The 21,811-nt window shown below is 44.4% G+C and carries 19 protein-coding genes; 3 read left to right on the top strand and 16 right to left on the bottom strand.

Features of this window, described 5'->3' with window-relative positions:
• Window positions 1-5: 5 nt before the first annotated feature.
• The 6 genes from OM416_RS24545 to OM416_RS24520 all read right to left on the bottom strand — a co-directional run bounded on the left by OM416_RS24545 (window position 6) and on the right by OM416_RS24520 (window position 6,611).
• The gene (locus tag OM416_RS24545) at window positions 6-1,358 is read right to left on the bottom strand and encodes a glycoside hydrolase family 30 protein (protein ID WP_264933938.1); all 1,353 of its coding nucleotides are present in this window, start codon (window positions 1,356-1,358) and stop codon (window positions 6-8) included.
• Window positions 1,359-1,380: 22 nt separating this feature from the next.
• Window positions 1,381-3,024, bottom strand: a complete 1,644-nt coding sequence (locus tag OM416_RS24540) for a sugar ABC transporter substrate-binding protein (RefSeq protein ID WP_264933936.1) — start codon at window positions 3,022-3,024, stop codon at window positions 1,381-1,383.
• A gap of 37 nt (window positions 3,025-3,061) precedes the next feature.
• Window positions 3,062-3,949, bottom strand: coding sequence for a carbohydrate ABC transporter permease (locus OM416_RS24535; protein ID WP_264933934.1), 888 nt, complete (start codon window positions 3,947-3,949; stop codon window positions 3,062-3,064).
• A 15-nt stretch (window positions 3,950-3,964) separates the two neighbouring features.
• On the bottom strand, window positions 3,965-4,954 hold the full coding sequence (locus OM416_RS24530; protein ID WP_206099103.1) for an ABC transporter permease: 990 nt from the start codon (window positions 4,952-4,954) through the stop codon (window positions 3,965-3,967).
• A 112-nt stretch (window positions 4,955-5,066) separates the two neighbouring features.
• Window positions 5,067-6,089 carry a LacI family DNA-binding transcriptional regulator gene (locus OM416_RS24525; protein ID WP_264933930.1) on the bottom strand — a complete coding sequence of 341 codons (1,023 nt, stop codon included), beginning with the start codon at window positions 6,087-6,089 and terminating at the stop codon, window positions 5,067-5,069.
• A gap of 177 nt (window positions 6,090-6,266) precedes the next feature.
• A complete protein-coding gene (locus tag OM416_RS24520; RefSeq protein ID WP_264933928.1) occupies window positions 6,267-6,611 on the bottom strand; it encodes a thioredoxin family protein in 345 nt (114 codons plus the stop codon).
• A 118-nt stretch (window positions 6,612-6,729) separates the two neighbouring features.
• Between OM416_RS24520 and OM416_RS24515 the strand changes: the two genes are divergently transcribed.
• Window positions 6,730-6,867 carry a hypothetical protein gene (locus OM416_RS24515; RefSeq protein WP_167350856.1) on the top strand — a complete coding sequence of 46 codons (138 nt, stop codon included), beginning with the start codon at window positions 6,730-6,732 and terminating at the stop codon, window positions 6,865-6,867.
• Window positions 6,868-6,940: 73 nt separating this feature from the next.
• Here the strand turns inward: OM416_RS24515 and OM416_RS24510 are convergent, their stop codons facing one another.
• Together OM416_RS24510 and OM416_RS24505 are read right to left on the bottom strand one after the other, a co-directional pair.
• Window positions 6,941-7,234 carry a DUF3817 domain-containing protein gene (locus tag OM416_RS24510; protein WP_264933924.1) on the bottom strand — a complete coding sequence of 98 codons (294 nt, stop codon included), beginning with the start codon at window positions 7,232-7,234 and terminating at the stop codon, window positions 6,941-6,943.
• 205 nt (window positions 7,235-7,439) lie between these two features.
• A complete protein-coding gene (locus tag OM416_RS24505) occupies window positions 7,440-8,408 on the bottom strand; it encodes a LacI family DNA-binding transcriptional regulator (protein WP_264933922.1) in 969 nt (322 codons plus the stop codon).
• Between the two features lie 386 nt (window positions 8,409-8,794).
• Between OM416_RS24505 and OM416_RS24500 the strand changes: the two genes are divergently transcribed.
• Window positions 8,795-10,228, top strand: a complete 1,434-nt coding sequence (locus tag OM416_RS24500) for a glycoside hydrolase family 1 protein (protein ID WP_264933920.1) — start codon at window positions 8,795-8,797, stop codon at window positions 10,226-10,228.
• A gap of 185 nt (window positions 10,229-10,413) precedes the next feature.
• Here the strand turns inward: OM416_RS24500 and OM416_RS24495 are convergent, their stop codons facing one another.
• The 5 genes from OM416_RS24495 to OM416_RS24475 form a co-directional block, all read right to left on the bottom strand.
• On the bottom strand, window positions 10,414-11,016 hold the full coding sequence (locus tag OM416_RS24495; protein WP_264934051.1) for a sugar O-acetyltransferase: 603 nt from the start codon (window positions 11,014-11,016) through the stop codon (window positions 10,414-10,416).
• 38 nt (window positions 11,017-11,054) lie between these two features.
• Window positions 11,055-11,615 (bottom strand): sugar O-acetyltransferase, encoded by a 561-nt coding sequence (locus tag OM416_RS24490; RefSeq protein ID WP_264933918.1) that lies wholly within the window; start codon window positions 11,613-11,615, stop codon window positions 11,055-11,057.
• A gap of 220 nt (window positions 11,616-11,835) precedes the next feature.
• Entirely contained in the window at window positions 11,836-12,999 is a 1,164-nt protein-coding gene (locus OM416_RS24485; protein WP_264933916.1) for an MFS transporter, read from the bottom strand.
• A 126-nt stretch (window positions 13,000-13,125) separates the two neighbouring features.
• The gene (locus tag OM416_RS24480) at window positions 13,126-13,878 is read right to left on the bottom strand and encodes a TrmB family transcriptional regulator (RefSeq protein WP_062834215.1); all 753 of its coding nucleotides are present in this window, start codon (window positions 13,876-13,878) and stop codon (window positions 13,126-13,128) included.
• A gap of 87 nt (window positions 13,879-13,965) precedes the next feature.
• Window positions 13,966-16,002 carry a catalase gene (locus tag OM416_RS24475; protein ID WP_413775824.1) on the bottom strand — a complete coding sequence of 679 codons (2,037 nt, stop codon included), beginning with the start codon at window positions 16,000-16,002 and terminating at the stop codon, window positions 13,966-13,968.
• Between the two features lie 207 nt (window positions 16,003-16,209).
• Between OM416_RS24475 and OM416_RS24470 the strand changes: the two genes are divergently transcribed.
• Entirely contained in the window at window positions 16,210-16,470 is a 261-nt protein-coding gene (locus tag OM416_RS24470; RefSeq protein ID WP_062834214.1) for a hypothetical protein, read from the top strand.
• An 84-nt stretch (window positions 16,471-16,554) separates the two neighbouring features.
• Here the strand turns inward: OM416_RS24470 and OM416_RS24465 are convergent, their stop codons facing one another.
• From OM416_RS24465 to OM416_RS24455, 3 genes are all read right to left on the bottom strand, one after another.
• Complete coding sequence (locus OM416_RS24465) at window positions 16,555-18,198, bottom strand: extracellular solute-binding protein (protein WP_264933912.1); 1,644 nt, start codon at window positions 18,196-18,198, stop codon at window positions 16,555-16,557.
• A 118-nt stretch (window positions 18,199-18,316) separates the two neighbouring features.
• Complete coding sequence (locus OM416_RS24460) at window positions 18,317-19,996, bottom strand: response regulator transcription factor (protein ID WP_264933910.1); 1,680 nt, start codon at window positions 19,994-19,996, stop codon at window positions 18,317-18,319.
• 4 nt (window positions 19,997-20,000) lie between these two features.
• A complete protein-coding gene (locus OM416_RS24455) occupies window positions 20,001-21,749 on the bottom strand; it encodes a sensor histidine kinase (protein ID WP_264933908.1) in 1,749 nt (582 codons plus the stop codon).
• Window positions 21,750-21,811: the final 62 nt, after the last annotated feature.

Here is a 21,811-nt window from a genome sequence, read left to right as displayed (position 1 = left end):
TCTTTTTACTGGTTGGGATCAATTAAAATGGATATGGCACTTTTACTTTCCATTTGGAAACATAACAGCTCTTCATTTCGCAGATTAGTCTGCACATTCTCCGTCTCTTCTCCATCATTGAAGAGGACTAATCCGACGGAACCGTCTATATTTTTGAACGCCACAGAAAAGATCGAATCATTACTGGACGTTGATTCAATGCGAACAGCCTTTGGACGGATCAAAGCACTAAAATGAGCCAGGGCATAATAATCGAGTGTATACGTAAGCTCCTTTGTTTGCTGATTCACCTGCACGATCCCACGGCACGTACTGCGTCCAAAGCCCGGAACCGTAGGCCCGTTGTTCTCATCCAGTGCCATGTTCCACAGTACAAAAGACTTGCTGTAATTGCGAAGAATCTGAATTCCCGTTCGCATCACATTTGAGAAGGCCTGTTCAAAGGGCGGGATCCACTCCCCGCCTGAGCCTTCGGTGAAGTGCACTTCTTTACCTGCAAATGCTTCATAGACCTTCGTTTGAGCAGAAGCATCGCCCCCATACCAATGCCAGGCCACTCCGTCCACTTCCTCACCCGCTTGTTCCAGCACGGTAAGCGGATAGTCCGGCTGGTCCCAGTTGTGATCGTAACAGAGAATTTTCGTAAAAATATCGTTTTTGACAAAGGCTGGTTTGAGATGATTTTTGATAAAATCTGCTTGCGCTTCGGCAGGCATCAACATACCAGGATAATGCCCCGGTTCATAAAGCGCCTCATTCTGTGGTGTGATGGCATGGATCGGTAATCCATGCTCTGCATAGGCTTGAATGTATTTCACGAAATATTTAGCATAAACGGGATACCATTCCGTCTTTAATTGTCCGGTAATCATCGATCCGCTCGTTTTCATCCATCCCGGTGCACTCCATGGTGAAGCAAACAGTTTCAGTTCAGGATTCAGTGCCAAAGCCTTTTGCGTTAAAGGAATAACGTCCTCTTTATCATGTGAAATGCTGAATTGAGTTAATTCTGGATCTGTATGCTGTTCTGGCATATCGTTATAACTGTATACCGTTCTCGCATAATCTGAAGCCCCCATCGGATTACGGATGACCGAGAGCCCGATTCCTTTCTCCGGATGGAACAATCGGGACATGACCTCATCCCGCTGCTCCTCATTCAAGACTTGGTTGATTAAATAGGCAGAAGAATCGGTAAAAGAAGCACCAAAGCCGTCCATCTCCTGATACGTTAGCTGATCATCCAGATGGATAGTCGTTGTTTTCCGATCAGGAGCAAGAACTTGAAATTGATCCGAGGACACGGATACAAATAATTCATCTTCTCCTGTCGATTTGTACATTTTGAAAGTAGTCATAGAATTTCCCTCCATATTTGTTTTATTGAATGCCTAGTTTCTCTTTGTTCAATTTCATCTTCTCACTGCGTACCTTCACAATCTCTTCCCAACGGTTCTCACCTAAAAATGATTTGTAAGAAGCCAGTGCATTTTCATACGAGGCATCATCCTTGGAACGTACCATACTGACCAGTGTTGTATTCCACTTTGTGTTGATTGCTGACAACGCACGAGCTTCAGGTGTACCTTGATCCGGGCTAATATTCTCCAGAATGAAATGTGGTTTCAGCTTGCCTTTGCCCCACTCCTGCATCTGTTTGATGGCTTCCGGAAATGCATCTGCACTCAGCGCTTTATGGCGATCATGACCGAAGAACATAAATTCACCCATCCGATAGTCCTTTTTGAATTGATCCGCGTTATTCAGTTGCAGGTCTTTCACCGCTGGCAGCAATTCTACACTACCGTCGGTTTTGGTTTGGTAGGTTTCCCCCTCGATCCCGTAATTCATGAGCGTCTGCCCTTCTTCACTCAACAAGTATGTGAATATCTGAATGGCCTTGGCCGGATCTTTACAGTCCTTGGATATGAAATTGATCATCCACCCGGTTATTCCGGATTGATTCAATGTTGGTGCATTACCTTTGGTACTCTGCGGTCCATCAATAGCAACATATTCTTTGCCTGGATTGGCACTCATGTAGATTTGCAGGTTTCCTCCTTGTTGAGGTGTACCGTCAAGCAGCATCGTCGCATATTTACCGGACTTCACTTTTTCTTCAAAAGCGGTTCCATCATCGGCAAAACTGTCATCACTGATATTGCCGTCTCTGTACACGGTGTTCAATGTTTTCAACCACGTGAGGTAATCTTCATCCAGATTACGATCATAGAATTCTCCTGATTCAGTCTCCAGCGGAACGCCGATAAAATCTTGCAACGTATCCCCTAGTGAACCTGTTCCTTCACCAATGGAGTTGAATCCAAACGGGATCAGCGCGGGGAACTCTTGCTTAATTCGTTTCATCACACCCTGGAATTCTTCTGGTGTTCCAATAACAGGGCTGCCCAAAGCTTCGTACACATCTTTACGAATGATGAATGCCGTCTTGGCTGGAATGTTACCGCTATCATAATCCTTTTGTGTATTGGAATAGTTCGGATAACCATAGGTTTTACCATCTGCCAACTGGAACCAGTTCAATGTATCGGCAGCCGCAACTTTATTGAAGTAAGGATCATATTTTTCAGACAGATTATTCAGCGGCATAGCCCAAGTTGCAGCTTTTTGCACCACTGGAGAATTCGAATCAAATACGGTCAGCAAGTCAGGCATATCTCCACCGGCGAAAAAGGTATTTAACTTGGTATCATCACCCGTGATGAATTTAATATTGATGTTCAGATCCTCTTTGATTTTCTTGGTGACAATATCCTTGCCAAAATCGGTGTTCCACCAGTCTGCATTGACGTACCACGTCAGGTCGGTAGCCTCTTCCTTTTTATCCAGCTGCCAAGCTGGCTTTTCCGGGTCAACCGTATAACGATCTTCAATAGATACCCAATTCCCTTCACTAGATCCCCCAGATCCACCGCTGCAACCTGCGATCATAAGTACGGCCGCGAGCAGTGTTGCGAACATTTTAATTCCTTTTTTTCCTGATGCCTTGTTCAACTTCAACATGTTTTTGTTCCTCCTCAAAATGGGGTATTTGTTGCTCCTATTCCTTGACTGCTCCGAGCATCATTCCCGAGATAAAGTATCTCTGAACGATGGGATAGATGAGCACGATAGGTAGTGTTGTAATGACAATGGTGGCTAAATGCACGCCTTTGGTCGTTGTTTCAATAACGGCCGAACCCCCGACATTTTGCATGGATTGTGTCTGTGACTGTACGATAATCTCGTACAACATCATCTGGAGTGGATACAGCGACTGATCGGTAATATATAACTTGGTTGTCATAAAGTCGTTCCATTGCCCCACCCCATTAAATAGCGCAATTGTAGCCATGGCAGGCATGGAGAGTGGAATGAAGATTTTCAGGAAAATATGCCAATCCCCTGCGCCGTCAATCTTGGCCGATTCTTCCAGCGAATCCGGGACATTCCGGAAGAAATTCATCAAAATCACGACATCATAGAAGCTGAATAACGCCGGAATAATGTACACCCAGAAGCTGTTTAACAATCCGAGTGATTTGATTAACAGGTATGTTGGGATCATGCCGCCGGAGAAGAACATGGTGATGACACCCATGGCAACGTATAATTTACGGCCTCTTATGTACTTTTTGCTCAGACCGTAACCAACCATGGCACAGAAGAACACATGTGTAACAACGCCAATCGTTGTTTTGGACACAGATATGAAGAAGGCCTGCCAGATGCCCTGATCGTTGAATACAGCTCTGTAATTCTCCAGCGAGAATTCCGGTGACCAGAAGATGAATCCACCTTCCGCCAGCGCTTTGCCTGAACTAAATGAAGAGATGATGACATTCCAGAGCGGAACCAGGATAACAACCGTACAGATGATTAACAAAATTATATTTAAGGTATCAAAGATCCGGCTATCGAGATCTTCTTTTGCCACCTTTCCATTCACGCGGGATGCCTCCTTCTACAACACAGATTGATTATCGTTTAATTTGCTTGTGATTTTGTTTGCCGTGACGAGTAGAATGACAGATATGATTGAGACACCCAAGCCAACGGCCGTTGCATATGAAAAGTCACCCTGAGACATCCCCATACGATAGACGTACGAGTTAATGACTTCCGCTTTGTCGCGGTTCTGGGAGTTCATGAGAACCAGTGTCTGATCCAGATTGGACCCTAATAAACCGCTTACAGTTAGAATCAAATTTAAACTGATGATTGATCTCATGTTAGGCAATGTGATATTCCATATCTGTCTAAGACGGCTTGCACCATCGATTTTGGCAGCTTCATAATACGTAGGATCAATCTTCGCCATGATCGCCAGATACAGAATCGTTCCCCAACCTGCTTCTTTCCAGATATCCGATAACGTAGCAATCCACCAATACTTGCCTGCATCCAGCAAAATGTTCTGCGGTTGCGAGATCACTCCCAGACTAAGCAACAACTGATTAAATAACCCCGTTGTTGAAAACCAGGTGATCAGCATTCCCCCAAGTACGATCCAGGACAAAAAGTGAGGTAAGTATGAAACCGTTTGCACAAACTTCTTGAATCGTCCGCTGTTTAACTCGTAGATCATAATCGCGAGAATGATCGGAATGACGAACCCGATACCCAGTTTCAAAAAACTGATTCCCAGTGTATTCACGACCGCATCCCAGAAGTATTTGTCTGACAAAATGATTCTGAAATTATCCAGCCCTACCCAAGGAGCAGTAGCCAGTGTATCAATGACCGTGTAATTTTTGAAGGCAATCGTCAACCCGTAGATTGGGATATAACAGAATATAATCATAAAGATAATGCCGGGGATGATCATTGATTGAATCTCCCATTGTCTTCGATAATCCACTATGAATTCTTTGATTCGTTGTCCGATCGGCTTCTTTCCATTGGGACTGATCGCATTTTTACCGGTTGATGTTTCTACGGCTAATTTATCCACGTTCTTTTACTCCCCTCCATTTTCACTAGTTATAAAAACGTTTTTATTTTTCGACATAAAAACCCCCTTGGCTTTTATTTATGTAAAAAAAGACCGGAGAAGCTGAGCCAGCTTATGTACGATAGTCTTTCCGGTCAATCTTCACGTGGCTTGAACCTCTCACCACCAGCTCACCCGCCAATTTCTGTGCAGCCCCTTGTTCCTTCTCCTTGATCATACCGACCAGTTGATTGATGGCCAGGATACCCTGTCTTGCAATTTGATTTCTTACCGTTGTGAGCGGTGGGGAAAAATACTGGGCGATATCGATATCATCGAAACCCACGACGCTAACATCTTGGGGCACTTCAAAGCCCCCAGATTTCAACGCATGCATACAACCAATAGCACTCAAATCATTCCCTGCAAGAAATGCATCTGGCCGCTTGCCAGGATGCAAGTGAAGAAAAGATTTTATAGCACTATACGTGCTCTCCTCCTCAAAATACCCCTGTATAATGTAATCTTCATCGATTGGAAGCTGGTATTCACGCAGGGCAGCCAGATAGCCATCTCTACGCTGTACACTGTCAAACATCGTATCCACACCCGAAATATAAGCAATTTTCTTGTGCCCCAGCCCAATTAAATACTTGGTAGCTTCGCAAGCCGCCACGTACGAGTCAAAAATGACACTGCCCATCGTATCGCTCTGATAGACCCGATCCAAAAAAACAGCCTTGATCTTGTCTTTCTCCATGGCGATAATATCCTGCTCGTCGATCCGAAGCTCTTCGTAAATGATGACACCATCCACCCGCCGCCCCAGAATGTTACTCATAATAACATGTTTATCCTTGGTCACAAATACATTCAAACCATACCCAAGCCGGTCACATTCGCGAGACATCGACTCCACCAGCTTATAGAAATACGGACCCGATACACTTGTGGTGAAAAAACCCAGCATTTTGGTTTGACCCGACTTCAATAGCTTGCCGTTCAGGTTGGGCACATAGTTTAAACGCTCTGCCACCTTGAGAACATGCGATTTCGTCTCCGGGTTCAAGACATCCACACCATTTAAGGCATTGGAGACTGTAGATATGGATACGCCCGCTTCCCTTGCTACATCTTTAATCGTTATCTTTGCCATAGATTTTGTTCCTTTGCTATAAAAACGTTTTTATAATGTTTAAATTATCATAAAACCGTTTTCATGGCAACACTTTAATTTGTGAGTTTAGACATCGCGTTCTCTATCTATAGCTATATGCCACTGCGGACGCTAAAAAACGGCTCACTTGTGCCGCCTTCATGAAGCTTTAGCTTTCTATTCCTCATCCTGCATATACATGGAGTGAATCTGTTGCAGTTGCTCTTCCAAGCGTTCCAAGCGAACAAAACGATCCGCTCGAATATATTCCTTCTGCTCCACAAGCATGATCATTGTTGGAACGGTAAAAATAAGAAACTTGGACGCAACCTCTTCCACTTCATTAGCATTAATGTGACCCAGGTATATTGATGGATAAGGTTCAAGCAAAGCCCTGATCTTGGGGAGTAAAGCGTGACATACACTGCACTCTGGACGAGATACATACAAAAAAACCAATTCATGTTGTTGAATAACTTCTTCAACCATTTCTATGGAAGTTAACTCATGAATATCTTTCATTGAAGCTCAACCCTTTCAGTCATTCAATAGCTTGCTCATTTAAACTTTTTCTTTTCAAGTATAGCCTATGTGCGTTAGAATCAAATGGAATATATCCCCATATGAAAGAGGTTATGGTATGAAAAAATCATTCTTATTTCTGTTCACTGCCCTGGTAGTTGTTACTTCCTTCTCGGCGTATGCACCTGTATCGAATGCCTCTGGTGATATTGGAGTAAGCCTGCTGTCTGATCGTCAGCAAGGTACAGTAAAGTAGTACTCGTACAGAAGCCAGCAGGCGACCATTTGGATAACCTCCGAATTAGTCGCCTGCTTTTTTCTATTACGTTTTATTTCCAATCTCTCTTCCGAAGATAGGATTCAAATACGAAAGTTCCAAACGGCAAAAGGCCAGCGAGCCCACCCATCAACCAGCGTGTTACCTTCCACTTTTTGACCACTGCCAAGTGTACAAGCGCTATAAGGTACAACGGAAACAAAACACCATGAATCATGCCCATTACGGCTACGGCGGAAGAGATATCTGCAAAATATTTCAGGGGCATAGCAATAAAAATCAATAAAAGTAAAGATACACCTTCCCATATGCCCGCAATTCTAAACCGGCCTGTCACTGTCTTCATAAAGTTAGTTCTCACCTTTCCCGCAAATCGTTTGTGAAATATGTAACTTGTAACATGATACGAAAACTTCACGCCACATCTCCGTACAGATATGTCGTTCTGAAGCTCATCTTCAGTATAACGTATGGGTTTGATTCGAAGATGCTTCAAATTTGAATAATTATTGAATCCATAAAACCTGATTCCCACTTCAGGTCTTACGGATTCAAGTCGTCTCACGTTCAATCAGCTGGTATGTCAGCCGCTCTGTCTTCAACTCTGTTTTACCCAATATGGCCCACAATTGATGGAAAGCCTGGGTGGCTTGCTCCGCAATCGGATTGTGTATGGTCGTAATTCCGAGAACACGGGAAAGCTCGATATCATCAAACCCCACAATGGCGAGTTGTTCCGGTACCTGAATATTTCGTCTGCGTGCTTCACTCAGAATGCCGATGGCTGCATAATCATTCGAACATAATACGGCTTGTGGAAGTTCTGGTCCCTCTGCCATTCTTCGCATCGCTTCTTCACCATCGGAGGAGCTGAACACGGAATATTGATACGCTTCAGTCCACACAGGCATATCTCTACTCTTCATGAAAGATTCGTAGGCTTCTCGGCGGCTCTGGGTATTCAAACTTTCAGCCCTGCCAAATGCATTGGCAATTCGAGTGTATCCTCTCGAAACCAGATGCTCCAGAGCTAACTTGTACCCTTCAGCCTGATCCATCGCAACTGACGGGATCTCGTCGTTCCCCATTCGCTGCCAGGAGACAATGGGCCCATACTCACAATATGCCTTTAGTTTGCGTGGGTCATTAACACAAGCAATAATAACAAGCCCATCAACTCGTTTACTGCGCAGATCCTCGAACGCCTGCAATTCAATATCCCGATCTCCACGGGATGTATAGATAATCGTCTGAAATCCAAAATCCATGGCTGTATCAATGAATTGATTCATGAACGTAAGAATGATCTCACCTGTGGTAGATGTCACAATTCCAATCTGCTTGGTCTGCCCGGTAGATAACGATACCGCATTTCGGTTGGGAATATAATTCAACTGTTTCATAATATCCGTTATGATCTGTCTTGCTTCATCACTAACATGCGGAGAATGATTAATCACCCGTGACACGGTCGCTTTTGAGTAACCGGACCGCTTCATAATTTCATCAAACTTGGACATCGGAGACTCCCTTCTTGCTAACGAACTATATAAGTTCAACTAAGATTATTTACACTGGCACTTCGATGACAGAACAACCTTCCGATCGCTGTTATCCCCAGATTTTTTGACTCCCTTATCTAATCGGGAAAATCCGGGGACAGCGTATTCTTCCGATGTAGCTTTCTTTCAGAAAGCTTTCAGGCGACCGCTTCGCTTCTTCTGGTTATTTCTGTCCTCTCCGTTTTCGTGTAAATTTTAGTTGAACTTATTTAGAATAATAGTATGCCTTAGATTGGGGTCAAAAGTAAAACTTGACGTGTAACCCGTTACAACGTTTAAGCTTTTTTTATGCAATATTATTGTTAATCTACAACAATCAATTTTGGATGAATGGAGCGATACACATGAACAACTCTCAAAATCAAACCTATCAATTCCCGGAAAATTTCCTGTGGGGTGGTGCAATTGCAGCCAACCAGGCTGAAGGTGCATACAATCAAGGCGGCAAAGGCCTGTCTACTCAGGACGTAGCTCCCAAAGGCATCATGGGGCCAATCACAGAAGAACCAACTGAAGATAACATGAAACTGATCGGTATCGATCTGTATCATCGCTATAAGGAAGATGTGAAACTATTTGCCGAGATGGGCTTCAAAGTATTCCGTACTTCCATCGCCTGGTCCCGGATTTTCCCGAACGGTGATGAGTTGGAACCGAATGAAGAAGGTCTGCAATTCTACGATGATCTGTTTGACGAGTGTCACAAATACGGGATCGAACCGCTGGTTACACTTTCACACTATGAGACACCACTTCACCTGTCCAAAGAATACGACGGCTGGGTTAACCGGAAAATGGTTGGATTCTATGAGCGTTATGTGACTGCCGTATTCAAACGGTATAAGAACAAAGTAAAATACTGGCTTACTTTTAACGAAATCAACTCCATTCTCGAAGCACCGTTCATGAGCGGTGGCATCTATACGCCGAAGGAGAAGCTTAGCAAACAAGATCTGTATCAGGCGATCCATCATGAGTTTGTAGCCAGTGCTTCTGCTGTGAAGCTCTGTCATGAGATTATTCCTACGGCACAGATTGGTTGTATGATGCTCAGCATGCCGACTTACCCGCTGACACCAAATCCAGATGATATGATCAAAGTCATGGAATTCGAGCATAGCAACTATTTCTTCGGTGATGTGCATGTAAGAGGTCGCTACCCTGGTTATATGAAACGATACTTCTTGGAAAATGGGATTGAGATTCAGATGGAAGCTGGCGACGAGGAAATGCTGCTGAACACAGTAGACTTCATCTCTTTCAGTTATTACATGAGTATCTGTCAGACAGCAGACCCGGAGAAACAAGTCGCAGGAGAAGGTAACCTGCTTGGTGGTGTACCTAACCCTTACCTGCCTGCAAGTGAATGGGGATGGCAGATTGACCCGCAAGGATTGCGTTATGTGCTTAATATGTTCTATGACCGTTATCAAAAACCACTGTTTATCGTAGAAAATGGTCTTGGCGCTGTCGATGAGTTGATCACGGGTGCTGACGGCGAGAAAACCGTCGAAGATGACTACCGCATCCAGTATTTGAATGATCATCTGGTTCAGGTCGGCGAAGCCATTAAAGATGGCGTGGAGATTATGGGATATACATCATGGGGTTGTATTGATGTTGTCAGTGCGTCTTCTGCCCAGTTGAAAAAACGTTATGGCTATATCTATGTTGATCGTCATGACGATGGATCAGGAACACTCGAACGTTATCGCAAGAAATCCTTCCATTGGTACAAAGAAGTGATCAGCAGCAACGGGAAAAGTTTGCAGCGTTAAGGATCTTTAAGCAAATGTAGCGATACATCCGTATTCCCCAGACAAATCACATGAAAAAGTGTCGATTATACGATACCTTGGCATGTTTTCTGTCTGGGGGATTTTATTTTCAAAATGAAACACCCGATGATACACATCAGGCATTCTCATTAGCCACTATCACGTTGTTTACCATTTATTCTTCACTATATGTTTTTCGCTATTTCCCTGCTGTACTTTGTTTTGTCTTCTTCCGTTATTTTGCGAATGACCCTGCAAGGATTCCCCGCAGCAATCACACCAGATGGAATATCCTTGGTAACGACGCTCCCTGCACCAATAATTGTATTGTCACCAATGGTTACATCAGCCAGAACAGTCACGCCTCCTCCGATCCACACATTATTCCCCACCGTGATAGGTCCAACGACCTCCAGACCTTCATTACGTTGCTCTACATCATAAGCATGACCTGCAGTATAGAATCCGCAATTTGGAGCAACAAAAACGTTATCACCAAAAGTAATTTTGCCGCCATCCAGCATCACAATATTATGATTGCTATAGAAGTTCTCACCAATTTCAATATTATAGCCGTAATCACATACAAATGGCTGTTCAATCAGGAAACGATCGGTCGTTTTCCCCAGCAGTTTCTTGATTAAAGCTTCTCTTTCATTGATCTTAGCTGGATGAAGCTGATTATAATCGTAACAAAGTCCTTTGGCATACAAACGCTCTTCAATTAACTCTTGATCATAATTGGCATTATATAAGAGCCCTAATTGAGATTTCTCTTTTTCAGTCATCATTTCGTAAGCACTTCCCATCTTCTATCTAAAATAAGTTAAAGCTCTATCTCTCTAATGATTCTAGCAGGATTGCCTCCCACGATCATATTATCCGGAACATCCTTCGTAACCACAGCCCCGGAAGCAATGACCACGTTATCTCCAATGGTAACCCCCGGGTTAATAACGGCTCTACCGCCAATCCATACATTATTTCCAATCTTGACTGGCTTGCCATATTCTGCACCCGAATTACGTTCATGTGGATGTAGTGGATGAGTAGCCGTATAGATATGTACATCAGGTCCCATTAAGCAATAGTCTCCAATACGAACTTCACACACATCTAATATCGTACAGTTAAAATTGGCATAAAAATAATTACCTACATGAATGTTATATCCATAATCCACATGAATATTAGGTTCCATACTCAGGTGTTCACCTGTAGATCCCAACAATTCCTTCAATAACTTGGTGCGAAGCTCACCGTCCGTTTCCGTCGTTTGATTGAACGTCCGCGTCATTCTTCTTGCATACTCCCTGTCCTCAGACAATTCGAGATCCGAAGCCATGTACAGCTCTCCATCTAACATTTTTTGTTTTTCCGTCTTCATAGTAATGATCACCGCTTCCTTGGTACACATCGTGTATTTCGACATTAGACAATACTTTTTAAAACTATTTTAATTATATAGATTACGATGGATAAAGCAAGTCTTGCTCGACATGAAAGTAGTTTAATCCACTCTTGCGTGCTCTTCTGATACAGCAAAAAAACCTCTACACCCCATTGACTATGGGATGCAGAGGTTCAAGTTTTTGTACGTATTTATTTTAAGCAACCGCCTGAACAGTTTTTTCCTTAACACTAATCGCATAGATGGCAGACACCAAACCAAGTAAAATCAGCACCGAACCAACCCATCCGGTATTCAGAATCGATGAATGATCAATCACCATACCACCGATATAGGTACCCAGTGCAATCCCTGCATGTGCAATCCCTGAATTGGTGCTGATTAGTGTTTCTGCTGTTTCCGGTGAAGTTTTGATAATGAGACTATTCTGAACGGGCGTAACGGTCCAGCTCAGTGCACTCCAGATGCTTAACAGCAGCAAGAAGGCGATCAAAGGCAATCCTACGCTGAACGGAATGATAGCCATACTCACGATAAAGGGAATCAGCACAATAACAATAGCTTTAGCGGGATGCAGACGATCGGATAACATGCCTCCGATGCCTCCCCCTGCCACAGCGGCGATACCAAACATCATATAGATAAAGGTAACCATCGTCGCGCTGGCTCCCAGCGTTTCTTGCAGAAATGGCGTGAAATAAGCATATAAAGTCAAGTGACCGGCGAGTACCAGCAAAGTCGTAGCATGGATTGCCAACATTTTCGGATTCCACAGCGCCGTAAGCTGTTTCTTCAGGGATACAGCAGGAATCGGCTGCACACGGTCCATTGCAATCCAGATCGCTACCATAACCACTGCGGTCAGAACAGCAATCAACATAAACACCTCACGCCAGCCTGCCATGTTGCCTACAAAGATACCAAGTGGTACACCAAGGATAAGTGATGCGCTGCCTCCCATGGTTATGATCCCCACGGCGCGTCCTTTATACTGTGGTTCCACAATGCGCGCTGCAAGTGTCAGGGAGAGTACAAATATAAGTGAACCCGTTGCGGCTCCGAGTGCTCTACCCGCCATCAGCATATAAAAACTGGTACTGAATGCAGAGATTAGATTACTGATCAGAAATACAAACAACGTACACATATATACTTTTTTACGTTCAAATCTGGCCGTCATATTTAATAAGATCGGTGCAGACAATGCATAGACCAGTGAGAAAATAGAAATTAAATACCCGGCTTTCGCCAGTGAAAGATGAAGATCTGTAGCAATTAGGTCCAGAATGCCGCCCAAAATCAATTCAACGGTTCCGACCACAAATGCTGCAATAGCAAGCACGTATACTTTCTTATTCATGTTGAATCCTCCTCAAAAAGTTACAACTACGATAGTAACCTATAAAACTGAAAGTTTCAATAGTTATTTTCATGATCGTTTTCATACACAGATATAACAAAAAAACTATCCTCCGAGAGAATAGTTTTAATAGATCAACCTGGTTAACAGTCGCTCGATTTCAGCATCTTGTAACAATTGATCACCGTATTTTTTCGTAATTTGAGTAAGTGCAACATCATGATAGAAATAATCGGTCATGGCTTTGACAATCGGTTTGGACATCGTTTTGATGGCTCTCCATGAATCGTGTTCCACACCAGCAAACAACAAATAGGCATGATCTACAATGAGCAGCTGTGAAGGTTCCGGCGCATCAAGTAATGGAATCAACGAGTATTTCCGGGTTAAGGATGTCTCCATACCCCCAACAGCAAGCACTTCAACATATACTCCCTGTTGTTCCTTCTGCTCCAGCAGTTCACGATATTTCTCCATTCGCTCATTCCAGGCCAGAAAAAGAATGGATGAGTCTGCTTCCTCGATAAGCTGTTCAATATTCGAAGCAATGGATGACTCATCCTTCAACGTCCAGATATGCTCGTCCGTGAAGGTACGTTTGATTTTGTAACTCTTCAATTCCTCAATATCTTTCTCAAAATCAGCCTTGATCTTATGAATAATGGACTGAAGATCCACTGCCATATATAGTTTTTTCTTCCCATCCATCGTTGTCAGCACCGTTCCCTTGTCGATCAGCCGGTTGAGCACTTCATAGATCTTCGCTTTGGGAACGTTGGAGTGATTAACAATGGATGTGGCATCAAGCGGTTCATCCTGCGCAAATATAGCCTCATATACCTGACTTTCATATTGTGTAAACCCGAATTTCTGTAACATGGTTTGGATCGGCGCATCCCTTCTAATTGTGTCTGGTCTATCTAGTTTAGACGCATGAACTTCCCATGTCCAGTTGATCCCACTTGGCTACGTCCGATCCCAAAAGCGCTGCTGGGTCATCGCTTGAATGAATTGCTCTGCAAACGCCGCAGGCTGTTGTTCCACAATGACGCCGGGTTTGCCTATAATGCCGACCGGATGGATCATCGCTGCCCCCGTTGGTGTCGCACCGATCGGTTTGAAATGATTGTACGTTTCGATGGCATAGGATCGGGTGTATTTTTGAAAATACTCGTTTTCCTTCTGTCCTCCAACAATGAACAGGCCATCATATACCAAGGGCGAGCCGGTTAAAAAACTGTCGTCCACCTTGAGTTCGGCATTTCCCTCTCCACGCACCACACCCTGTCTTTCATGAACAATAACCGGTTGAAGTCCCGCTGCCTTAAGCTCTTCCAAAATGTATTGTGTACTCGGGCCATCGAATCCTTCACCGACAATTACCCCCACACGCAATGTCTTGGGAGAAAACACCGTATTCGCCATACTGAGCGCAGGAGATGACTTCGTCACTTGAGATTCAGGAACGTCAGGTACATTGACTCCGAGTTCAACGGCCAGAATGGTCGCCAGCTCTGTACTGACATGACCCAACATATTTACAACCTGCTGACGTATAGAAACATCCTTTACCTTCCCAAGTTCAAACGTAAGTGTCTGAATGATATGACTTCTCTCCAAGCCTGACATACTGTTCCAGAATAGACGTGCCTGCGAGAAATGATCCAGGAAACTGGGCGCCGTTTTCCGTTCTTTAAGACCTTGCACTGGGGAAGGATATGTCACAAACCCTCCTTTTGTACCTGGTACAGTATAAGGTGAGTTATTGGCAAGCGAATTTTCATGATAGGCGACTCTCCCCTGATCAATGGTGTAGCGAGAGGCTCCATCTCTCTGGTTGTTATGTACAGGGCATACCGGACGATTGATCGGCAGTTCCTGATAATTCGTGCCCACCCGCGCCAATTGAGTATCCGTGTATGAAAACAGTCGCCCTTGAAGCAACGGATCATTGCTAAAGTCAATACCACGTACGATGTTCCCTGGATGGAAAGCAACCTGTTCGGTTTCCGCAAATACATTTTCAACATTACGGTTAATCGTCATTTTGCCAATGATTCGCACTGGTATGTCTTCTTCAGGCCATAATTTGGTTGCATCCAAAATATCAAAATCAAACTTGAATTCATCCGCTTCCTCCAAAACTTGTATTCCAAGTTCAAACTCCGCAAAATTGCCGGAATTGATGTTTTCCCACAGATCTCTGCGATGAAAGTCCGGATCTGCACCTCCCAGCTTTTGAGCTTCATCCCAAACCAAAGAATGCATGCCAAGTGCGGGCCTCCAATGAAATTTCACGAACCTGGATTTGCCTTCTTTGTTGACCAGCCGGAAGGTATGTACTCCAAATCCCTGCATCATTCGAAAGCTTCGCGGTATCGTGCGATCCGACATAATCCACATGACCATGGCTGCCGACTCCTGGTTATTCGCAATGAAATCCCAGAAGGTGTCATGCGCAGTCGAGCCCTGTGGAATCTCATTATTGGGTTCCGGCTTCAGTGCATGAATCAGATCCGGGAACTTGATCCCATCCTGAATGAAAAAGATCGGAATATTGTTGCCAACCAAGTCAAAATTTCCTTCCTCGGTATAAAACTTCACAGCGAACCCTCTTACATCCCGATTCGTCTCGTTGACCCCTTTGGAACCGGCAACTTCGGAAAAACGAACAAACAGCGGTGTCTTCACACCTGGATTTTGAAGAAAATGGGCCAATGTTAATTCTTCAAGCGATTCATATAACTCAAATTCACCATACGCTCCATATCCCCGGGCATGCACAACTCTCTCCGGGATGCGTTCCCGGTCAAAGTGAGACAGTTTCTCACGCATCAGAAAGTCTTCAAGCAGCGTGGGCCCGCGATCGCCCGCTTTTAGCGAATTGCTGTCATCCGATATTTTAACCCCTTCGTTGGAAGACATCTCTTTGCCGTTATTATCCCGAAGAAAGGTGTTTCTTTGCTCAATCTTTTTGTTCTCATCCACAGGTTCCTTGCTCATCCCAATCACCTCCAGAATATATGTATGGGAATGAAAATGCATTTATGAGTACCTGTTATACCCATGCATTGATGTGAATTGTAAGGGTGCTCGATATGGATGGCAGACATTAATCCCATTTATTGCTCATGAAGTCTTTTGTCTAGCACCTTCTACATCACCTTGTCATCTACTATTAAGAACCTTTAATAGAAAAGAGATGATTAGATGGCTCGTGTCAATGCTGTTCCACAGCCGGATCTGGTATTAATCTATTGGTCTAGAAATCCGCTCGTTCCCGGTTCTGCGCGCAGAATCCAAAGTGTGCGTGTGATTGGTAATACGTCTCCATGTACATTTACATTGGTTCCCGGTGCACGCCTGATCAATGCACTGAACTGCTTGCTGGACAATGATATTGGATTCAAAGTGGTATACCGCTACAAAACGTCAGAAATCAGTGGAATTCTGTTATTGAAACGCAAATGATCAAAAGCATAAAAATGGTGCCTCCCATTGGGGAGCGCACCATTTTCTCGTTTTTCGTACTTGTATGATATGAATTCAATGATTCTATTGGTTAGCAGCGATGGTATCATTCACTTCCTGTGTGATCTGATCTCCACCGAGTTTCTTCCAATTGCCAACAAAGTTATCGAACTCGTCAATGGACAAGTTACCATAGATGATTTTCAGGAACGTCTCGGCTCTCAGTTTATCCAGAGTAGCTTGCTTGGTATTCATCGTTCTCGTCGGTGCATAGATGAATTCATTCATGACAATCAGGTCATGATCCCGATAATACTTAATCACACCTTGTGAGCTCTCTGGGCCAAAGATACGCTCCATATGCCACTTGTCGAGATTCCCATTCCGATAATCCATAATATCGTCATAGAACAGCTTCGCTTCAAGTTCCAATCCGGACGTATCTCCTGTTTTGAGCGCCTGCTCTACTTCATCCTGTGCCTTCACATTTTTGTTGGCTGGCAGGTTGGAGACCGTCGCATTATGAAAACCAAGACCTGTCAGTCCATTCAAATAAGCAGCCCGTTCGTCCTTGGCAGACTCACCGAACATTTTTTCAGCCTGGAAATTGAGCAACTTGATTAACGCTTCTGGATGCTCGTAGCCTTTGCGAACGGCAAATATACCGCCCAGACTAAGATGATTCTGTGTTTTGGCTGGCTGATCATCTATGGATTGAACCGGGTAAGCCATCCAGTCGATGTTCTTGTCTTTTTTGATCATGCTGCTAACCTGAAAAGGTGCCCATTGTGGCAGGAAGAACATGCCTGACTTGCCTGCATTCACATCCTCCATCATTTTAGCAAAATCCTTCACGCCAAATTCGGGATCAAGTACACCCTTCTGATACAGATTCTGGAGCTCACGCAATCCTTCTTTCACTTCCGGTTGGATCGTTCCATTCACGACTTGACCTGAAGCATCCTTAATCCAGGTTTCCAGATACCCATGATAACCGAGCAAGAACGCGTTTATAGGCAAATCCTTGTTCAAGGCAATGCCATACGTATCGTCTTTGCCATTTCCGTCTGGATCTTCGAAGGTAAAGGCTTCTGCAATCTGGATGACATCCTGCATGGACTTGGGCGCTTCAAGACCGACCTTTTTCAGCCAGTCCTGACGAATCCAGATCATATCCGAGGAATCCAGCGAACCTGGGAAGCTCACCATGGCATATATTTTGCCATCCTTCGTTACCGGCTTCAAACCCGCTCCATCTTCAGCGGACATGAACTCCTTAACCAGTTCGGATGCATACTTGTCATATACTTCGGTCAGATCTTCCAGCATTCCCGCTTCATGAAGTTGTTCGAATTGAACAGCGCTCACTTTCAGTACATCCGGCAGATCACCACTCGCGAGCGTGACATTCATCTTATCGTTATAATTGGCATCCGGAACAATCCATTCATACGTTACATCGATACCGAGTTCATCCTTGTATCCTCTGGTCCAGATATTATTAGCGTGTGTATCTCCTTGGGCGAGCGATTCTTTCCCCGTTTCATTCATGGTGGAAGTCAATTTAATGGGTGGGTCATATTTCGTAAGTGGTCCTCCTGCATCCTGCTGTGTGTTCGGCTCAGCTTCATTCTCGGCACTTCCCGCACCAGACGAACAGGCTGCAAGCGTGGTGGCCAGCACCATGGTTAACGTTAATAATGAGAACTTCTTGAATGATATATTCATGCGAATCCCCCTTTTTATCCTCCCGTGAGGTATATTTTCATCTTACAAAGAAAGCGCTATCACTTCGAGTGTATCCCATTGACATCTGGTATCTTTGATTTACCATTTGAGATATGATCTAACTTTTCTGATCCCGATACTCTTGAGGGGTACAGCCCGTTGCTTTTTTGAAGAAACGATAAAAATAATGCTGATCGCTAAATCCAACCTTTGCCGATATTTCATGCATTTTGCATGAAGAACCTAGGAGTAACTCTTTACTTCGCTCTACTCTGCGGTCATGGATGTAGTCGGATATGCCTTTACCTGTAATCCGTTTGTACCAACGCGACAGATAAGAAGGGTTAAGAGAGACTTCCTGTGCGATCCGTGTGAGTGAGAGGTCATCCTCCAGATGGTGCTTGATATAATGATGGATCGTAATCAGAATCTGTGATTGGTCATTCAGGCGGGCATTGCTTCGTTTGGAGATCATCCATTCGTATGCAGATTGATAAAAGATGACCAGATCGGACCATGCGGTATGGATGTCAAAATGCAGCATTCGGGACAGCGATATTTCTTCCATTGCCGATTCATACAACCCTAATTCGTGCAGAACTTCAATGAGTACGTTGGCTGCACCCGTATACGTTTTCATGCGAAAAAACGGATCTTGAAGTCCCTCCTTCGCAGCTTCGGTCCATTTACGGAAGGACTCTATCCATTCCCGGTCACCAGCTGTTATTCGCTGTTTGATCTGTTCCAGATGCAGTGCTACCGCACCCTGTTGATTCAAAATGCTAGGGGTGTATGGCAATTCATCCTGGATATTTACACGCAGCAGCTTCTCCATCCCCAGCCCCGGACTCTCATGAACCGACAGACGTAACTGCGCAATAGCCTGATTGAGCCTAGTCCACTCTAACGCCTGCTCGCTGACCATGATGGATACAGACAGGTTCAGACAGTCCGCACAGGATTGCTGTACAGACTCCAGTGTGCCATAGACAAAACGGAGGGTCTGTACCCAGCTATCCAGCTGACTCCCTTTTTCCCCTTGCGTATTAGATCCGTGTGATGGTTGCTTCTCTTGCGATTGAATAAAGCATGCGATAACCTGAGTGTCCAGATCTATCGCCTTCACCTTGGCCTTATCCTGTAGCAACTCCTCCGCAACATTGGCAACGGCATAGCGAATGAGACTACGATCCGCCTGAGATTGATAGTTGTTCCACTCCTCTACTCGTATAATCACAGGAATAACGGGTTGATCGGATTCGAAAGGTAGCTGCACAGCATCCAGTTCTTCTTGAAGTGAAATGATATCATGTCTATCCGTTCGCTTAAGCACATCCAGTAACAGTTGACGCTGTAACTGGGGCAACGCTCGCGGCAATTTACTACGAAACCATGCAGCTTGGTAGTGAAAATCATTTTCTTCTGATATCTGTGTTAACGCCCGTTCTACCGCAGCTCGAATGTGACTCATTCCCTCTGTCTTTAACAGGTAATCCACAACGCAAGGGTTACGAATGGCTTGGTGTGCATAATCGAATTCGTTATGACCGGTCAGCAATAGTACCTTGCATCGTGGCCACCGATCCATAATCTGCTCGATCAATTGCATGCCATCCATACCAGGCATACAGATGTCGCTGAGTACAATATCAATCTTGACCGAGTTCAGCCAATCGATGGCTTCAAAGGCAGAGTACGCTTTAATAATCTCCATGTCTTGAAAGTTCGCCTTTTGAAAGAAAGCGTATAGTCCATCCAAAATAACGGGTTCATCATCTACAATAAGCATCCGCTGCATAACGCTACTCCCCTTCCCATGGAATTGTCACTAGAATGCACAACCCACCCAGCTCACTTCGCTGCGCTGTAAGACCATAGGCGGCCCCGAATTTGATTCTTAATCGCTGATTCACATTCATGAGTCCGGTTATCTCTTCGTTTCCATGTTTCCGCTCTGTTTCCTCGAAAGCAGATTGCAGGTAATTCAAGGTTTCATCTGTTAATTGATCCCCATCATCCTCAATACGAATGGACAGGTATCCCTGGCCCTGTTGGTATGAAAGCTGTAGAGTACCTCCCTGACTACGCTTCGCAAGTGCATGCTCGAACACATTTTCTACGATTGGCTGGATGATGACTCTGGGAATCGAAATCATTCTGTACCTCGCATCCAGATCCTCCAATTCCAATTGAATCCTTGAACCAAACCGAATTTTCTGAATCGATGCATAGACCAGCGCATGGTCAATCTCAGCCCCCAACGATACTTCGCTATGGGAATCCCGGGACATGTATCTGAAATATTGACCCAGATAGTCGGTGAATTCCTGAATGAGCTCCACATTCTCAACTTCCGCCATTTGCTTGATGCTGAACAGACTGTTGTATAGAAAGTGAGGTTGAATCTGGGATTGCAGATGTTTGAGTTCTGCCTCACTTGTTCGGATCCGTGCAACATAATTCTCATCGATCAAAATATGTAAGCGTTCTATCATATGGTTGAATCGAGAGTACAAATAGCCGAATTCATCCCTTCTGGATGAAGGAATATGTACGCTTGTCTGGCCCTGCTCTGCCATTCTGAATCCTCGAATGAGCACCGATAAAGGTTGGTGAATCGCTCTGTAGATCGAAAACGAGAAGATGATAATGATGACAATCGACAGAAAGGTCACCATCCATAACCACAATTTGTATTGTTCCAGTGGCGCCCTAAGCACATCTTGGGGAATAGTGGCAGTCAGCGTGAACGAGTGATCCTTATCATGTAACGAATAATAGAGATATGGATCAGATTGAAACTTCGTAACTTGCATGGACTCGGTCGGTTCAGGCGAAACTGTTCGAATTGGTTTTACAGGTGCTGGCTGCTCCGATGAAGAGATCACCACATGCTGCTGTTCACCGAAACTCAGCGTAATCTCACTTTCCCCCGTTTCCGACAGCTGTTGCAATCGGTGTTTCAATTCTTCAGCAGACAAGCGTATTCCTAATATGAAATTAGGCGGTTCCTCATGGTTCATGTTATATGGATTACTTTTCAGGAAATAGAGATCGTTATTGGAATGCGATAATTCGCCATTCAGATTGCCCATCGTGGCAAGCAGATTCTTCCACTCGGTATCCTCTACGTCCCGAATTCCGTCCGCTGCACTGACCCGTTTATGCAGAGCGGGAACGTAGTACACCACATCACTAATGTAGGGACTCGTTACCATGATCTGACTCAGCTTGTTGTGAATGTTGTTCAGACTGGACGTGACTTCATACCTGCTCATAATCGCAGCTCGTGTACTTAGCGTGGACATGGGTTCATCAAATGAAAATTCGGTCACCAGCGCACTCATTCGCTCCAATTCGAATTGCAGATGATTATGGTAGAAGTACAATTTGGACTCATGCGCCTTCTCCACCTCTGTCTGCATCTGCTTGGAGCTGACTTGTGTTATCATAATGCTTATCCCGTACAAGGGCAGAATGACCAGCACAAAAGCAATCATTAATTTGACGACAATAGATGTCTCTCTCCAGCTCCCCCGGATGAAATGCAATATTTCCCTCCTCCTCTCCTCACTCTCTTAAATTGCAAAAAAGGAGCCGGAAATCGGCTCCT

Origin of the sequence: Paenibacillus sp. LS1, from assembly GCF_026013365.1 — a bacterium.
Lineage (GTDB): Bacteria > Bacillota > Bacilli > Paenibacillales > Paenibacillaceae > Paenibacillus.
Note: the sequence above shows the minus strand (reverse complement) of the source record. Positions and strands in the feature narration are given on the sequence as shown.

What these genes read in the sequence shown, in the direction of transcription:
- OM416_RS24490 (WP_264933918.1), bottom strand. Translation starts at nt 11,615, where the DNA reads ATGAAGACGGAAAAACAAAAAATGTTAGATGGAGAGCTGTACATGGCT.
- OM416_RS24515 (WP_167350856.1), top strand. Translation starts at nt 6,730, where the DNA reads ATGAAAAAATCATTCTTATTTCTGTTCACTGCCCTGGTAGTTGTTACT.
- OM416_RS24525 (WP_264933930.1), bottom strand. Translation starts at nt 6,089, where the DNA reads ATGGCAAAGATAACGATTAAAGATGTAGCAAGGGAAGCGGGCGTATCC.
- OM416_RS24540 (WP_264933936.1), bottom strand. Translation starts at nt 3,024, where the DNA reads ATGTTGAAGTTGAACAAGGCATCAGGAAAAAAAGGAATTAAAATGTTC.
- OM416_RS24465 (WP_264933912.1), bottom strand. Translation starts at nt 18,198, where the DNA reads ATGAATATATCATTCAAGAAGTTCTCATTATTAACGTTAACCATGGTG.
- OM416_RS24475 (WP_413775824.1), bottom strand. Translation starts at nt 16,002, where the DNA reads ATGAGCAAGGAACCTGTGGATGAGAACAAAAAGATTGAGCAAAGAAAC.
- OM416_RS24500 (WP_264933920.1), top strand. Translation starts at nt 8,795, where the DNA reads ATGAACAACTCTCAAAATCAAACCTATCAATTCCCGGAAAATTTCCTG.
- OM416_RS24470 (WP_062834214.1), top strand. Translation starts at nt 16,210, where the DNA reads ATGGCTCGTGTCAATGCTGTTCCACAGCCGGATCTGGTATTAATCTAT.
- OM416_RS24460 (WP_264933910.1), bottom strand. Translation starts at nt 19,996, where the DNA reads ATGCAGCGGATGCTTATTGTAGATGATGAACCCGTTATTTTGGATGGA.
- OM416_RS24505 (WP_264933922.1), bottom strand. Translation starts at nt 8,408, where the DNA reads ATGTCCAAGTTTGATGAAATTATGAAGCGGTCCGGTTACTCAAAAGCG.
- OM416_RS24520 (WP_264933928.1), bottom strand. Translation starts at nt 6,611, where the DNA reads ATGAAAGATATTCATGAGTTAACTTCCATAGAAATGGTTGAAGAAGTT.
- OM416_RS24480 (WP_062834215.1), bottom strand. Translation starts at nt 13,878, where the DNA reads ATGTTACAGAAATTCGGGTTTACACAATATGAAAGTCAGGTATATGAG.
- OM416_RS24510 (WP_264933924.1), bottom strand. Translation starts at nt 7,234, where the DNA reads ATGAAGACAGTGACAGGCCGGTTTAGAATTGCGGGCATATGGGAAGGT.
- OM416_RS24495 (WP_264934051.1), bottom strand. Translation starts at nt 11,016, where the DNA reads ATGACTGAAAAAGAGAAATCTCAATTAGGGCTCTTATATAATGCCAAT.
- OM416_RS24545 (WP_264933938.1), bottom strand. Translation starts at nt 1,358, where the DNA reads ATGACTACTTTCAAAATGTACAAATCGACAGGAGAAGATGAATTATTT.
- OM416_RS24485 (WP_264933916.1), bottom strand. Translation starts at nt 12,999, where the DNA reads ATGAATAAGAAAGTATACGTGCTTGCTATTGCAGCATTTGTGGTCGGA.